Consider the following 15218-nt stretch of genomic DNA (forward strand, 5'->3'; position numbering starts at 1 on the left):
AATCTGCAGTCTAAAATTAGAATAAGCATGAGCAATCTGGTTAATATACATATAATGGCATTTCCTTTCAAAAACGAAATAGGTGGGATTCAAGTGAATCCCACACTATCTTTCTACCATGAGAAGTGATCTCTAATCATACGGTATGCTAAATCTCCAGCATTTATCAGTTCCCATTTATGAGCCCAAGCCCAACGAACTGCTTGAGAGCCATAACGTGCAGCAAAACTCAAATTTTTTGTAACTCTTTGATTACATTCTAATTATACAATGTTTTATATCTATGTCAAGAGTTTTCTTCAAAAAAATAACATTTTTTTCAAAATATTGATTTATATTCGTATTTTACTTATGCCATTGAAGAAAATCATCGTAAAAAACTATGTTTTTTAAAGCAAACACAAAAAATATGATTATGTAACTAATTTTTGATGAGAGATCTCTATTTATCTGCTAAAAAATAATGTATTTAACCCAAATCAACTAATTGATAACATAATTTCCAGCATTCTTTGAGATATTTCTTAAACAAGACTTATTGTGTTTGACATTTTGTTTGTTTTGTTGTATTATTTAACTAATACACAAATAAGAAAAAAAGGAGAACAAGATGTCCTGGTCATTTGACAATAAAAAACCTATCTATTTACAAATTATGGAAAAAATCAAGTTTCAGATTATTTCCCATGAACTAGAAGCCAATCAACAACTTCCTACTGTTAGAGAACTAGCTAGCGAAATTGGGGTCAATACAAATACCATCCAAAGAGCCTTTTCAAACCTCGAACAAGAAGGATTTGTCTTTTGTAAGCGAACAGCTGGACGTTTTGTAACGGAAAATCAAGAACTCATCTCTAAATCTCGTAAATAACTAGCAGAAAAACAATTAAAGGACTTCATTTTCTCCATGGCTCACTTTGGTTATCAAGAAGAAGAATTACCAGCTATAATTAGCGATTATATTAAACGAATTGAAACTACCAATTATAATCAAGTGAAACCAACTAAAAACTCATTCTGAGGATATGATTCGTAAAATCTACCCACAATAAAACGCATAATATCAACCTTTACTGAACTGATATTATGCGTTTTTATCATTTTGAAACTTTTAAAATCCTTATCTACAAAATATTTTCGTAAGTATCGCGGACTTCTTGAGGCCAAACACTTGTTTGCACTTCTCCGATATGTTTTTTACGAAGTAAGAACATAGCCATCCGAGATTGTCCAATTCCTCCACCGATTGTCAATGGGAATAGGCCATTCAATAGAGCCTTGTGCCATTCCAATTCCAAGCGGTCTTCATCACCTGTGATGGCAACCTGACGACGAAGCGTTTCTTCATCTACGCGAATCCCCATAGACGACAACTCAAAGGCTCCACCTAAAGACTCATTCCAAACAAGAATATCGCCATTCAGACCCTTGTAGCCATTTTCAGACTCGCTTGTCCAGTCATCGTAGTCTGGTGCACGTCCATCGTGCGGTTTACCGTCTGGTAATTCACCACCGATACCGATCAAGAAGACAGCGCCAAATTCTTTACAGATCGCATTTTCACGCTCTTTTGGTGTCAAGTCTGGGTAGCGCTCTACTAACTCTTCTGTATGGATAAAAGTGATTTGTTTTGGCAAGATAGACTCGATGTCATAGCGGGCTTCTACTGCTAGCTCAGTCAGGCGAATAGCCTTGTAAATCTTCTCAACGGTTTCTTTTAGGTAAGCAATGTTTCGTTGACCATTTGGAATGACCTTTTCCCAGTCCCACTGATCCACAAAGACAGAGTGGGTTGCATCCAGCGAGTCTTCGTCTGGACGAAGGGCCTTCATGTGGACGAAAAGACCTTCACCTTCACCGAAACCAAAACGAGCTAGAGTATGGCGTTTCCATTTAGCAAGCGAATGAACCACTTCATAGGTTTCATCAGGAATCTGCAAAACCTTGACAGATACTGGATTTTCCACACCAGATAGGTTGTCCTGCATCCCGTCACCGACCTTGCTCAAGATAGGACCTTGAACTTCGACGACTTCTAGCTTATCTTTCAAATACTGGGTAAAAGTATTTTTGACAAAGGAAATTTCTTCTTGTTGATGAATAAAACTTTTCTTCATAGGCTACTCCTCAAAAATTTAATAAACGTATTATACACCTATTTTCAAGAAAAGAAAAGAGAAAATTTAAAAAAATCAGTGTTACTCAAAACACTGATTTCATAGACCTTTTAGTCATTGCGACCGAAAATACGGAGAATACTTAGGAAGAGATTGATAAAATCAAGATAGATACTGAGAGCCATTGACACAACCCAACCTGTCGCTACACGACCTTGTGATTGTTCATAAGCGAGACGAATTCTTTGATTGTCCCAAGCAATCAACCCTGAGAAAACCAAAACCATGGCTACGCTAATCATATAATCAAAGAAACCGCTAGCCAAGAAAATATTGACTACCATAGCAATCAGCAAACCGATAAGAGCCGCCATCATAGCCCGACCAAGGCCACTCAAATCTTTCTTGGTGAAGATACCAACTGCCGCCATGACAAAGAAGAGAAGGGCGCTCGATACAAAGGCTGATAAAACTGTACCTGGAGTATAGAAGGCCACCACAAAACTGAGGGTAAAGCCGTTTAAAACAGAGTAAAGTAAAAATACTGGAAGAGCAGCTGGACTATTCCTTAAGGCCATGTTACTAGCAACGAAGACTAGTGCTAGCTCTGCAAAGGTTGCAATGGTCAACCAGAGACGCCCCTGCATCAAAAAGTAAACCAACTGAGACTGAAAGACTGTCAACATGAGGCCAGATACCAAAGCGGATAGCCCGATTCCTAGCCCAACAAAGGCATAAACCTTAGCGTAAAATTGATTGAGACCAGTACGGTCTTGTATAATAGTATAATTCATCTTTTCTCCTTTTCTATGAATGTCTTTCCTTGATTATAACAAAGAAAATTAAAATTAGCTTAAATGGAAAATCAAAATACCTGCTGCCACTGCAACATTGAGACTCTCCGCCTGACCCTTCATGCTAATATGGACCAACTGGTCTGCACTTTTAGCCGTGAGGGGACTAATTCCTTGACCTTCATTTCCCATAACCAAGACAAACTGGTCAAAATGAGGCAAGTCACGATAGTCTTTAGAATCCTTGGAAAGAGTGGTCGCTAGGACTGAAATACCCGCTTTTTTAGCTTCCTCGAGAAGCGCTTGGCTCGACATCCGATAAATGGGCAGATGAAAATGACTGCCTTGCATAGAACGCAATGTCTTAAGACTATAGATGTCTGCCGACTTATCTGAAACAATCACTCCTGTAAAACCTGCTGCATCCGCAGTTCGAATGATGGTTCCCACATTACCAGGATCTTGCACATCTTCCAAAAATAAGAACTTACCCTGACTAAAGTCAGCTTGCCCTACTTCTACTTTTTGAACGACAGCAACAATGCCCTGTGGAGTCTTAGAATCCGCCAAATCTAGCAAAATATCCTCTGACACCCAGACAGTTTGCGGAAAAGCAACTAACTGATCTCGGTAAGTTTCTAGGGCAAAGATTTTCTCAATCGTCACTCCAGCTTGAACAGCTTCTTCAAACAAGTGCCAGCCTTCAATCAAATAGGCAGACTTGCGGTATTTTTTTTGTGTAATTTCTTGGCATTTTTTACCACAGAATTGGCTTTTGAGGTTATAATAGTCATAGAAATATTATAACACAATCAAAGGAGTTTGGTATGCAAAAGGTTAGAATGATTGCCCAAGGTAGAGTGCAGGGAGTCGGCTTTCGTTGGGGTGTTTACAGCTTGGCACTTGAAATTGGTGGCATCACAGGTCGGGTATGGAATAACGACGATGGCACAGTCGAAATCTTAGCCCAAGCAGATTCATCTGCTACCATGGCAAAATTTATCCAAGAAATCCGAAAAGGACCCACACCTTTTTCAAAAGTCAGCTACTTAGATGTCAAACTAAGCAACTTTCCTCCTTACCCTGACTTCAAAATCGCAAATTAGGTCTCTAGAACTATTGTATATTTTGTAAAAAAACAGTAGAATAGAAAGGTATAATTTTTAAAGAAGGAATAAAAACAGTGAAATCTATTAAACGTTTTGCACTCTCAGCTATGGGAGCGGCTATGTTGCTAGTCTTGACTGGCTGTGTTAGCGTCGATAAAGCCACAGGACAGCCAATAGGATTTATTTGGAATACTATCGGAGCGCCTATGGCTGAAGCCATTAAATACTTCGCCAATGACAAGGGACTTGGTTTTGGGGTTGCTATCATCATCGTAACTATTATCGTGCGCTTGATTATCTTGCCACTTGGTATCTACCAATCATGGAAGGCAACGCTTCACTCTGAGAAGATGAACGCTCTCAAGCACGTCCTTGAGCCACATCAAACTCGTCTCAAGGAAGCGACTACTCAAGAAGAAAAACTCGAAGCCCAACAAGCTCTCTTTGCCGCTCAAAAAGAACACGGCATCAGCATGTTTGGTGGTGTAGGATGCTTCCCTATCCTCCTTCAAATGCCTTTCTTCTCTGCAATTTACTTTGCTGCCCAACATACTGAAGGTGTTGCTCAAGCAAGTTACCTAGGAATTCCTCTAGGCTCTCCAAGTATGATTTTAGCTGCCTGCGCTGGTGTCCTTTACTATCTTCAATCACTCCTTTCACTTCACGGAGTAGAAGACGAAACGCAAAGAGAACAAATCAAGAAAATGGCTTACGTGAGCCCAGTCACGATTGTCGGCTTCTCCCTCATTTCACCAGCCAGTGTCACACTTTACTGGGTTGTCGGTGGTTTCATGATGATTCTCCAACAGTTTATCGTCAACTATATCGTTCGTCCAAAACTTCGCAAAAAAGTCCGTGAAGAACTGGCAAAGAACCCACCAAAAGCAAGTTCTTTCTCTACACCAAGTGGACGAAAAGATGTTACCCCTGAACAACCAACTGCTATCACAAGCAAGAAAAAACACAAAAATCGAAACGCTGGAAAACAACGTTCGAGATAAAGCTGCGTCTATTATCCAATAATTAAAAAAAAACGAATGAATGATAAATAGTTTTCATCAACTAGATATCATCATTCGTTTTTATTATCTACCGTTACATCTTATACTATAGTCGAAAAAGTTAAATATTCTAAAAACTATTCAATCATAAATTAACAAGTAAATCACTATGACTTAATACAATTCACAGTTATTAAAACTTCTGCTCCCGCGTCTCTATTTCTAAGCTCAACTCGGCCTTTGTGTAGTTTTGCAACTCTACATACAAAACTAAGTCCAATACCATAATGTTGCTCTTTAACCGATCTAGCTTTATCCATACGATAAAATAGCTTTCCAAAATGAGTTAAAACTTCATCTGGAAATTCCGAACCATTATTCCATATACCTATTTTCAATTCTTTCCCCTCTTGCTCTACCCTAATGTTAATTTTAGGATTCTGTTTATCTGCATACTCCAAAGCATTTGTTAAAATATTTTGTATGGCACGAATCAGAAGAGATGGATTTATATAATAGTTTTCAGTTCCTTTCACATTTTGTTCAAAAGAAAACTTCATCTGATTTTTTATCAAAAAAGAGACTTCTTTCTCTAACTCATTGATAAAATCTGAAGAGGAATATTCCACCCAGCCTGTCTCATCATCATAATAGGTTTTAGAATAGTGAATTAATTGATTGAAATAATCTAGTAACTGTTGACTAGCTCTTTCTATATCTGCTAAGCATTCTTGAGATTGGTCGCTTTCAGTTATCGCCTGCAAAAATTCCACATTCCCCTTAATAATGGTTAAGGGAGTCTTTAAATCATGAGAAGCTGCTGAAACCTGAAACATCAAATCTTCTTTCTGCTGTTTCTCATCAACTATTAATTGTCGAATTCTATCTTGCATCACTATAATCCGATTTCCTGTCTCACGAAATTCTTTAACCGTTAAACTTTCTGTACATTCCCTCTCCAACCACATACTATTTTCATAAATCAAAGTCATTTCATAACTCAGTTTTTTCAACAATTTTCCAATGTGATAACTTATTAGAACAATCAATAAAACACAAATATATATCCATGATGACACATTGAAAAAAATTGATAGAACACCACTATTTTTTAGAGGTTTCCCGTCTTCATTTATTTGTATAGATACTGAAGCTAAGGGAATAAGATAGGCCATTAGTAAGCCAAGACTAAACTGCCAAATAATTCTCCAACAGGTTTCTCGAATTAATTGTCTAAAACTTTTGATTCTACCCATTGATATCCTCCACCATACAAGGTTTTAATTGGATTTAATTGATAAGGTTTCAGCTTTTGACGAATTTGATAAATGTACTCTGAAACCGAACGTAAAAGAGCTTCTGAACTTTGTGGATATAGATAATTATAAATTTCCTCAATAGAATATATTTTACTTGGGTTGCTTGCCAAAAGATTCACTATGTCGAATTCCCTCCTTGTCAAGGCAATCTTATCATCGTTCACAAATAGTTCCTTACTATCCGTATATAGTATAAGCCTCCCAATCTTTATTTGATGAACATTTCCTTTAGTCCGTTCTTCACGACGCAAGTGCATTTTAACACGTGCTAACAATTCTTGCATACTAAAGGGCTTCATAATATAATCATCAGCACCTGCATTGATTCCAGCTACTAAATCTTCATCCATATCCTTAGCAGTTATAAAACAGATAGGAACAGTTATCTGCTCGCGAATCATCTGACAGATTTCTAAACCACTAACAGGCATCATAATATCTAATAAAATCAAGTCAAATCCTGTAAAATCACAAAGATCAATCTCTTCTATCTTATTTCGTATGACTACTTCATATTTTTCATATTCTAGTACTTTTTTTATTAGGCGAAGAATAGCAAGATCATCATCTACCACCAAAATTTTATAAGCCATAACTCACCCTCCTAACTATATTATAGCACTAACCGAGAAAAAGACAGGATATCCCCTGTCTTTAGCGTACATTTCTTCCTATAAGTATCAGTGTAGCAAATACAAAAACAATTAATAACCAAACTATTTGTATCCCTAAGCCTTGCCACACTGGATAATAAAGAGACAAGGGATAGGTATAAAAACAATTCATACTAGCCAGTAATGGTAAATTTCTAAAAAAAGAACTGAATTGTAATAACATTTGTCCCATCCCCAATAAAAGGGATAAACTGATTCCCAAAATTAAGATAAAAGACTGGGAAATAAATACAAAAATACCACTTAAAAGAGAGAAGGTTAGAATAGAAATACAAGCTGGAAATAGAATTGTTAGAACATGTTTAATATTACTCAAAAGATTGATATTGTAGTATCCTTGTGCGATTAGTATGCATAATGATAATACAGCAACCAGTAATACAATTTCCATACATAATACAATAGCTAGTTTACAGATTATAAATTTCAAACGATTTGGACATGTAAGAAAACTGGTACGAAGGCTAGAACCTATAAATTCTTGACCTATAAATAGAACCGCTAGACTAACGAAACCTGCCTGTCCTAAATAGAGACTTTGCAGTAGCTGTTCCAAAACAAACTGTAGGGTCAACTGGTCTGGCTTATTATTTAAAAAAATAACTAACGCTGGAACACACAGTAATAGAGCACCTATAATCAACCAGTGCCAAGGATTCATCATAAACTTGAGATACTCACTTTTAAGTTGCTCTTTCAACTTATTCACCTCCTCCAATATCTGACTTAAGTAATCGGTAGATTGCTAAAGCCAAGAATGAGAAGTTCCAACAAAGTAACAATAAAATATTTTGTAAACTATTCTGTTCTAAAATTTGAGGAGATGTAGCAATCAATCCTTGCCCCAATGCAACTGGAAGAAATTTTGCAACCGATATATAGTTTGCTAAGAATGTTCCTAAATTGTAGACTTGAGGAAGCAAAAATAATAGAGGAACAATGGCTGTTTTAAATGTCAAAGCCATAATATAGGCCAGCAGTCCCAACAAAGTCCAAGCTATACTGGCTAAAAATATATAGAACCAAACTGTTCCATTTAGTGAAAAAAGCAATAAGCCATCTTGTCCTAAAACATAATGTGTCATGTTAATCGTAAGGAATATTGATAGAAAGGAAATGAAAAAAGAAAATACAAGCCAAACTAATGTTTTTGAAACTAGGAAAGTACTTCGATTTGTAATAGAGAGGAGGCTTGTACGAATAGCAAAGCATTTATACTCCTCGGCTCCGTAAATTGAGCCTAGGATAATCATAATAAAAACACCAAATAAAGTGATATCAAAACCTAAAAATTCAATAGGAGGTATAGCTTCTGCTAATTCTGGATTTGTCTCTGGTGTAGCATGAATACCAACTGAAACAATTTGAGAAGCACCAATATTTGCTAAAAATGTTTGAAATACCAGTATCAAGAATAGTACAACATGAGTAGCTCTCCTATAAAGCAATTTCAATATTTCAGAATGAAGAGAGTAAATAAGTGCCATGTCACTTTCCTCCCTCTGTTAAACTAAAGAAGACTTCTTCTAGTGAAGAAAGATTTTTCATCACTTCTTGTAAAGTTCCTTTTATAAGAACTTTTCCTTTATTTATGATAACTACATCATCTGTTACTGCTTCCACCTCCGATAATATATGAGATGATAGCAAGACTGTCTTCCCTTCTTGAGCTTGTTTTTTTATAAACTCTCTAAACCACCGAATTCCTCTTGGATCCAAGCCATTAGTCGGTTCATCCAATATCAGATATTGAGGATTTCCTAATAGAGCTGTTGCAATTCCTAATCGTTGTCCTTCTCCTAATGATAATTTCCCAATTTTAGATTTTTTCTTATGGCTAATATCCACCATATCCAAGACTTGTTCAATTCGCTGACTGGATATCCCATTACTAGCAGCAACAATTTTCAAATGTTGATAAACAGTCCGATCATCAGGAGCTCCTACACTGTCAAATGAAGCTCCTACAGTCTTTAGAGGAAATTTTAATTCCTTATAAGTTTGATCTCCAATTTTAGTAAGACCAGATGTTGCTTTGTCTAATCCTAATAAAATACGTAAGGTTGAACTTTTTCCAGCTCCATTTGGACCCAGGAAAGCAGTCACTCTACCTGCTTTTGCTTCAAAAGAAATATCTTTTAAAATTTGAGTTTGGCCATACGACTTACATAAATTTTTAATGGTAATACTTTGTTCCATGATGTTCTCCTATTCTATTTAACATTTCTAAAAGTAACTATATCTTACACATTCATTTTCGGATTTTTTTCAGAATTTAAAGAGTAGAAAGATTTAATACTCAATGAAAATCAAAGAGCAAACTAGGAAGCTAGCCGCAGGTTGCTCAAAGCACTGCTTTGAAGTTGCAGATAAAGCTGACGTGGTTTGAAGAGATTTTCGAAGAGTATAAAATTTTGTTTTATTTAATTATATGTATTTATTTGTCTCGCACCTTACAGAATGAGATAGACACATAGCAGAAAAGTAGTTAAGAATTTTTCTATCAGAAATTTCTTAACTACTTTTTCTAATGTCTTTAATTTAGTTCCTGTAGATAACTTTGGTAACTAGTATTTCTTAATTGTAATTCCTCATGTTTACCTTTATCTACAATTCTTCCATTATCGTCAAAAACAAACACTATATCAGCTTCACGAATCGTTGATAATCGATGAGCAATTGTTAGTCGTGTCTTTCCTTCAGTCAATGAGTTCACAGCCTTCGTAATAATTCGCTCAGTTTCTACGTCCAAACTTGCAGTAATTTCATCAAATAAATAGATATCACTCGGAATCATTAATGAACGTGCTATATTAAATCGCTGCTTCTGACCTTCAGATAAACCTTGACCAGAATCAGATATATGACTCTCTAAACCTTTAGGCAATTGATTCATCAAGCTAAGAAGGTCTAATTCTTTTAGAACAAAATACATCCTCTCGTCCGATACCTTACTATTTTTCCCATAACTCAAATTTTCTCTTAGAGTTCCATGAAACAAAGTATTATCTTGAGAAGTATAACTAATCAAATCACGAACATTCTCCGAAGATAAATCCCTTAATCTTTTTCCCCCAATCAATATCTCTCCTGCATCGTATTGATAAAATTTCATCAATAAAGAAAAAATAGTTGTCTTACCTGAACCGCTTGGACCTATAATCGCAACATGTTGCCCAGATGAAATATGAAAACTTAAATTATCTATTACACGTTTTTCTTGTTCTGAATAACTAAAAGAAACTGCATCAAAGGAAATAGAGAAGTCATTTACTTCTGTATAAGAGAAATTATTATCTTCTGAAGCTAAATTAAATAACTCTACTACACGTGTTCCTACCCCTTTTACTTCAGCAAAATCATCTAAAGACTGGATTAATTCTGAAGTCGGTTCCAGTAACTGCATGACATAAATAATGAAAGTAGTCAGTGTCACTATCGTCATTATTCCTTCCTGAACTTGCCATCCAGCTATTAAGATAATAATTAAAATGAAAAACATGATTACACTATTTAACAAGGCACTTTGAAAAGAGGAAATTGCTAATATTTTTCTAAAATTCTTGAAAAGTTCAGAAAAAACTTTAGACATAATCTTTATTTCTTGCTTCTCACCATTCATTGACTTTATTAATCTGAACTTAGAAAATTTATGACCTAAATCTCCTGCTAATTTTCCTAATAAATTTTGATGATCTAAAAAACACATTTCTAGTTTAGCATTTATGGGAAGCGTTACAAATAATAGGCACAATATTAATACTAGACTAACCAGCGTTAAATAAAAATTAATTAAAACTAAAAAATAAGCAGTCCCCACAATAATAAATAGATTCATAATGACCTGTGGAAAAGTTACCGAAATTAATTTTAATACTACCGACATATCATTTGTTAATCGGTTTGATAAATCTCCTGCTTGATATCTTTCAACATCTGTTATTGACAAAGATAAAATTTTTCTATGAAGACTTTCCTGCATCTTTTTCATAGCTTGATTTCCACTCATTCCCAGTAAATAAGAAGATATCGCCTGTAAAGTATAAACAGATAAAAAGAATAATAGCATCCCTATTAGCATTAGCGGATTTGATAAAATAAATGTCAAAAACGACATATCCATCATTTTCCCTATAAACTGAGGAATCAATAATCCCATTCCTGCGCTAATAAAACTTAAGAACAAACCTATAAAGAACCTTGGTTTGTCTAAACAATGAAATAAATATTGATAAAACTGTTTTTGCTTTATCATTTTAAAATTCTACCTTTCTAAATTTCTTTAAGCTAAAATAAAATAGAATAAGTGAGTAGAATGTTGTTATTGAAATAATTCCAATATAGGCTAAGTGAAAATTCCCCTCCTCGGCTAATAAACGAAAACCATTTGGGAAAATCAAACCAATTTTACCAAATAGAGGTAACATCCCTGTAAAAATAAGTAGAATAATGCCACTTACAATACTTGCAACATTACTGAAAAACAGCGATATCATAGTTAGTAGAAATATATAAAAAACATGATGTAAAATCGTTCCAAAAATAGAGAATATAGCCAACAAACTATCCTGACCTAAAAATTCTCCTGAAGCGAAGGGAAGATGGATAATTCTTAAATAATAAACACCAAACATTAGCAAAGAAAAAATCAAAACAAATAAAGCAAATAAAGAAAGTATACTGAGTATTTTTGATAATAAAATCTTTTTCCTCTCTATATCCTTATATAAGAAAAGTCGGTGTAATTCTATATCACTTCTTACTACAGATAAAATTAGTAAAAATAAGGATAAGGTTGGTAGAGTTGAATTGAAAGAAAGATTAAAAATACCATCATACATTTCTAAAAAACTTAATTTTGCGCCAGTTTCTATTGAAGTTACATTCATAAAACTTGTTTCCATAAATGTAGAAGCTAAATATAGAATAGGAATTAGACTAAAAAGTAAAAATAGCTTACTTTCTTTTCTATTCCATGTTGTGCTTAATACGGCCCAAAAAATATCTTTCATTTCACTACCTTTCCATAAAAATATCCTTTAACTGATTTTCTTTCATACTAATCGAAGAAATCATCTGTTTTTCACCCAAAAATTGCAAGACTTTATTTAATTCTTCTCTACTAGATTGCGAAGAAAGGACTAAATACTGTTCTTCTAAATAAACAGTATCTGACAGATAAGATTCCAGGATTGAACTGTTTTCATCATCTATCAGCTCAATCAATACATCTCTTCCAGATGGTTTAGAAAATTCATCCGCTAAACAACCAGACTCTATGTATACATAACGATCACATAGAGATTCTAATTCACTCAATTGATGACTCGATATCAACATCGATATCTTTCTCTGACTAGCCCATTCTTTCAAAATAACAATCAATTTTTGAACACCTATTGGATCTAATCCTACAAAGGGTTCATCTAAAATTAAAAAATTAGGTTCTGCAACAAGAGCTATTGCTAAAGCTGTTCTTTGCTTCATTCCAAAAGAAAAATTCTTCGGTTTTCTTTTCCTTACTTCCCATAGCTCTACTAATCTCAATGTCGATTCAATATTTGTGAAAAGTTCTTTCTTGTTATGCAATCTCAAATAAAATTTTAGATTATCTTCAACTGTCATTTCAGGATAAAATACAGGATCAATCATAATTCCTACATCCTGAAGTAAACAATCTTTTGAACTCAGTTCAACTTCATTATAATAAATTTCACCTTCCGTCGGCTTCAGGGATTTGGCGATTAATTTCATGAGGGTGGATTTTCCTGCCCCATTCTTACCTATCAATCCCACAATTTCTCCCTTATTTATTTCCAAATTAACATTTTTCAATGAATAGAAATCATTTCCTGCAAATTTTTTAGATAAATTATGAATTGTTAACATTTTTCACTCCCTTTTTATTTTTCTGACTCTTTATATAGTAAGTAACAATTGATATAGAAAGATATAAAATTACCACAAAAATAATCTGAGACATCTCCAGAGGAGATTGAGCTATCTGCACTGTCATTTCATCTGATACAACGATATTTCTTTCCACAAATACTTTCCAAATAGACATTTTTTCAGACAAAATAGCAAAAATCATATAAGCCGCACTTGAAATGATAGGCAAACTGATACTTTTATAAATTAAATCCTTTTTATTTTTACTATTATATAATACGTAACCATGAATAATAATCGGGAATAAATACAAAATTAAAGCAAGTATCATAACTGATAAATTTGGTAAATAAAATAATAAAAATAGTGTAGATACTGTATAATACAAGCAAAGTAACAATATTGAAATCATATTTTCTCCTTATTGAAATAATGCAGCTAATAAGTTTATAAACCAATGTGCTGCAATAGAATAATGCAATCCAAAATGCATAGTCACAAGTCCTAGTATAAAACCAATTGGACTCCGAATCAATAAATTATCTATAATGTCATAATTCAAATGTAGTAAAATTCCAAATAGTAAAGAGCATATTAGTAAGGTCTGAGGTTTAGAAAAATTATTTCGTAAAATACGATATAAACAATAGCGAAACAGGAACTCTTCACAACTAGCAATAACCATTTGATACCAAAATTCTTCGCCTTTAATAAAAAATAGATTTATAAGAAATAGTAAGGCTGTTAAAAAAATAAATTTATACCACGAAAATTTAATCTCACAACTAGTATACAAATGATATTTTTTGGCTATATAATTTGGGAGTATGATAAAACAAGCTGGCATTAAAACAACTAAAAGATAGAAATAAACACTGACTAGTTGTTCTTTCTCTACAAAAACTAAGCCAGTCATGGCAATACTATATAAAACAATAGATAACATCAAAATTCCTAAAGCTACTATCGCAGTAGATAATTTTGTCGTTTTATCATTCATTCTCTAAAACTCCATTTTTTTAAATTTTTTATACGATAAAATATAGAAAACTGTCATATAGACCATGCTCAACAAACACATAGCAGCTAAACTTGTAAAAGCACTTACATTTGATAGCGATATATACGCATTGGGAAATAGATACCCCATCCATCCCATCTTAGAAGAAAGTATTGAAGCTAAAACAAAGAAAATTGAGATAACTATTGTTGCTGCTCTATTCGTTTTTAGCGAGGTATAAGACATAATTAAAATAGATACTAAATTAGAAAAGAATATACTGAAAATGCTTAAGATTTCTCTACTTAACAATTCATCACCTGAGAATAACATATTTGATTTATTTAAAAATAAAAAGAAAATTATCAATGATGTACATAAGGTAACCAAGGTATATAGACAGTATAAAACCATTAAAGAAAATAACTTAGCTTGAAAAATTCTATTTTTCGGTAAATCTTTGTATAGAAACATTATTCCAGAATTGAATTCATTTCGAAAAGTAGAGTAAATCATATAAGAAAAAATTAATGTTGGTAAAACAAGTTTAAATTGTGATTGAAATACAATGTTAACAAAAAAACTAAAACTTGCATTATCTCCTGCTACGTAAAAAACTTCCATATCTGGACTATTTGTCAGTAGAGGAACTACTAATGGAAGTAGAGAAAAAGCAAATAAAAATTTTGTTTCTGATCTTAACCATATTGTCCTAAAAATTGTAAATAAATTTATGCTCATTTTATTATCTCCTTTAGTTATCAATCAGAAGAGACTTTATAATCTCCTCTGATTGATAACTAATCTAATTAGACTAGTTATTCTGTTTATTAAATTGTTACGCGACGATTGACCTTGTAGCTAATGCTAACAATACCGAAATTCCATGTATGACGTTTGAACAACTTTTTAAATGCTTTCATAATTTCCTCCTTTATCTTGATACAAATAGTTTAGCTTATTTCAGATATCTATATTAAAAACTTATCTGAAATGTTCATTTTTTCTGCTGAAATGATTAGAATAGAAAATCTGCTTTCAGTTAAGATTAAATTGTCACACGACGATTGACTTTGTAGCTAATGCTAACAATACCGAAATTCCATGTATGACGTTGGAACAATTTTTTAAATGCTTTCATAATTTCCTCCTTTATCTTGATACAAATAGTTTAGCTTATTTCAGATATCTATATTAAAAACTTATCTGAAATGTTAATTTTTTCTGCTAAAATGTTTAGAATAGAAAATCTGCTTTCGGTTAAAACTAGATTGTTACGCGACGATTGACTTTGTAGCTAATGCTAACAATG

General features: G+C 33.5%; 16 protein-coding genes and 2 pseudogenes. 3 read left to right on the forward strand and 15 right to left on the reverse strand.

The window, feature by feature from the left end:
• Nucleotides 1-113: 113 nt before the first annotated feature.
• Nucleotides 114-233: an aureocin A53 family class IId bacteriocin gene (locus tag SMIDD28_RS11675; RefSeq protein ID WP_150923075.1), complete on the reverse strand. Its 120-nt coding sequence runs from the start codon at nt 231-233 to the stop codon at nt 114-116.
• Between the two features lie 377 nt (nt 234-610).
• On the opposite strand from SMIDD28_RS11675, the pseudogene SMIDD28_RS06735 reads away from it, so the two are divergent.
• A pseudogene (locus tag SMIDD28_RS06735) lies at nt 611-1021 on the forward strand (GntR family transcriptional regulator).
• A gap of 103 nt (nt 1022-1124) precedes the next feature.
• Here the strand turns inward: SMIDD28_RS06735 and asnA are convergent.
• The 3 genes and pseudogenes from asnA to SMIDD28_RS06750 all read right to left on the reverse strand — a co-directional run bounded on the left by asnA (nt 1125) and on the right by SMIDD28_RS06750 (nt 3705).
• Nucleotides 1125-2117, reverse strand: a complete 993-nt coding sequence (gene asnA, locus SMIDD28_RS06740; protein WP_061425374.1) for an aspartate--ammonia ligase — start codon at nt 2115-2117, stop codon at nt 1125-1127.
• Nucleotides 2118-2227: 110 nt separating this feature from the next.
• Nucleotides 2228-2911 (reverse strand): Bax inhibitor-1/YccA family protein, encoded by a 684-nt coding sequence (locus SMIDD28_RS06745; protein ID WP_061425375.1) that lies wholly within the window; start codon nt 2909-2911, stop codon nt 2228-2230.
• Nucleotides 2912-2965: 54 nt separating this feature from the next.
• Nucleotides 2966-3705, reverse strand: a pseudogene (locus tag SMIDD28_RS06750) (TrmH family RNA methyltransferase).
• Nucleotides 3706-3738: 33 nt separating this feature from the next.
• Here SMIDD28_RS06750 and SMIDD28_RS06755 point away from each other — a divergent pair.
• Together SMIDD28_RS06755 and yidC are read left to right on the forward strand one after the other, a co-directional pair.
• The gene (locus SMIDD28_RS06755) at nt 3739-4017 is read left to right on the forward strand and encodes an acylphosphatase (protein ID WP_001174616.1); all 279 of its coding nucleotides are present in this window, start codon (nt 3739-3741) and stop codon (nt 4015-4017) included.
• A 77-nt stretch (nt 4018-4094) separates the two neighbouring features.
• Nucleotides 4095-5021, forward strand: a complete 927-nt coding sequence (gene yidC, locus SMIDD28_RS06760; protein ID WP_061425376.1) for a membrane protein insertase YidC — start codon at nt 4095-4097, stop codon at nt 5019-5021.
• 167 nt (nt 5022-5188) lie between these two features.
• Here the strand turns inward: yidC and SMIDD28_RS06765 are convergent, their stop codons facing one another.
• From SMIDD28_RS06765 to SMIDD28_RS06815, 11 genes are all read right to left on the reverse strand, one after another.
• Complete coding sequence (locus tag SMIDD28_RS06765) at nt 5189-6277, reverse strand: sensor histidine kinase (RefSeq protein ID WP_061425377.1); 1089 nt, start codon at nt 6275-6277, stop codon at nt 5189-5191.
• The gene (locus SMIDD28_RS06770) at nt 6247-6933 is read right to left on the reverse strand and encodes a response regulator transcription factor (protein ID WP_049521152.1); all 687 of its coding nucleotides are present in this window, start codon (nt 6931-6933) and stop codon (nt 6247-6249) included. The genes SMIDD28_RS06765 and SMIDD28_RS06770 overlap by 31 nt, the downstream gene beginning before the upstream one ends.
• Before the next feature lie 61 nt (nt 6934-6994).
• Entirely contained in the window at nt 6995-7714 is a 720-nt protein-coding gene (locus SMIDD28_RS06775; protein WP_061425378.1) for an ABC transporter permease, read from the reverse strand.
• A 1-nt stretch (nt 7715) separates the two neighbouring features.
• Complete coding sequence (locus SMIDD28_RS06780) at nt 7716-8501, reverse strand: ABC transporter permease (protein WP_061425379.1); 786 nt, start codon at nt 8499-8501, stop codon at nt 7716-7718.
• Nucleotide 8502: 1 nt separating this feature from the next.
• On the reverse strand, nt 8503-9213 hold the full coding sequence (locus tag SMIDD28_RS06785; protein ID WP_000438101.1) for an ABC transporter ATP-binding protein: 711 nt from the start codon (nt 9211-9213) through the stop codon (nt 8503-8505).
• A 337-nt stretch (nt 9214-9550) separates the two neighbouring features.
• A complete protein-coding gene (locus tag SMIDD28_RS06790; RefSeq protein WP_061425380.1) occupies nt 9551-11269 on the reverse strand; it encodes an ABC transporter ATP-binding protein in 1719 nt (572 codons plus the stop codon).
• 1 nt (nt 11270) lies between these two features.
• Entirely contained in the window at nt 11271-12026 is a 756-nt protein-coding gene (locus SMIDD28_RS06795; protein ID WP_061425381.1) for a hypothetical protein, read from the reverse strand.
• A gap of 4 nt (nt 12027-12030) precedes the next feature.
• On the reverse strand, nt 12031-12903 hold the full coding sequence (locus SMIDD28_RS06800; RefSeq protein WP_061425382.1) for an ABC transporter ATP-binding protein: 873 nt from the start codon (nt 12901-12903) through the stop codon (nt 12031-12033).
• Entirely contained in the window at nt 12887-13318 is a 432-nt protein-coding gene (locus tag SMIDD28_RS06805; RefSeq protein WP_061425383.1) for an Msa family membrane protein, read from the reverse strand. Before SMIDD28_RS06805 ends, SMIDD28_RS06800 begins: the two co-directional genes overlap by 17 nt.
• Nucleotides 13319-13327: 9 nt before the next feature.
• On the reverse strand, nt 13328-13906 hold the full coding sequence (locus tag SMIDD28_RS06810) for a CPBP family intramembrane glutamic endopeptidase (protein WP_061425384.1): 579 nt from the start codon (nt 13904-13906) through the stop codon (nt 13328-13330).
• 3 nt (nt 13907-13909) lie between these two features.
• Nucleotides 13910-14647, reverse strand: a complete 738-nt coding sequence (locus SMIDD28_RS06815) for a hypothetical protein (protein WP_061425385.1) — start codon at nt 14645-14647, stop codon at nt 13910-13912.
• Nucleotides 14648-15218: the final 571 nt, after the last annotated feature.

Origin of the sequence: Streptococcus mitis (genome assembly GCF_001579045.1) — a bacterium.
Taxonomy (GTDB): Bacteria; Bacillota; Bacilli; order Lactobacillales; family Streptococcaceae; genus Streptococcus; species Streptococcus mitis_D.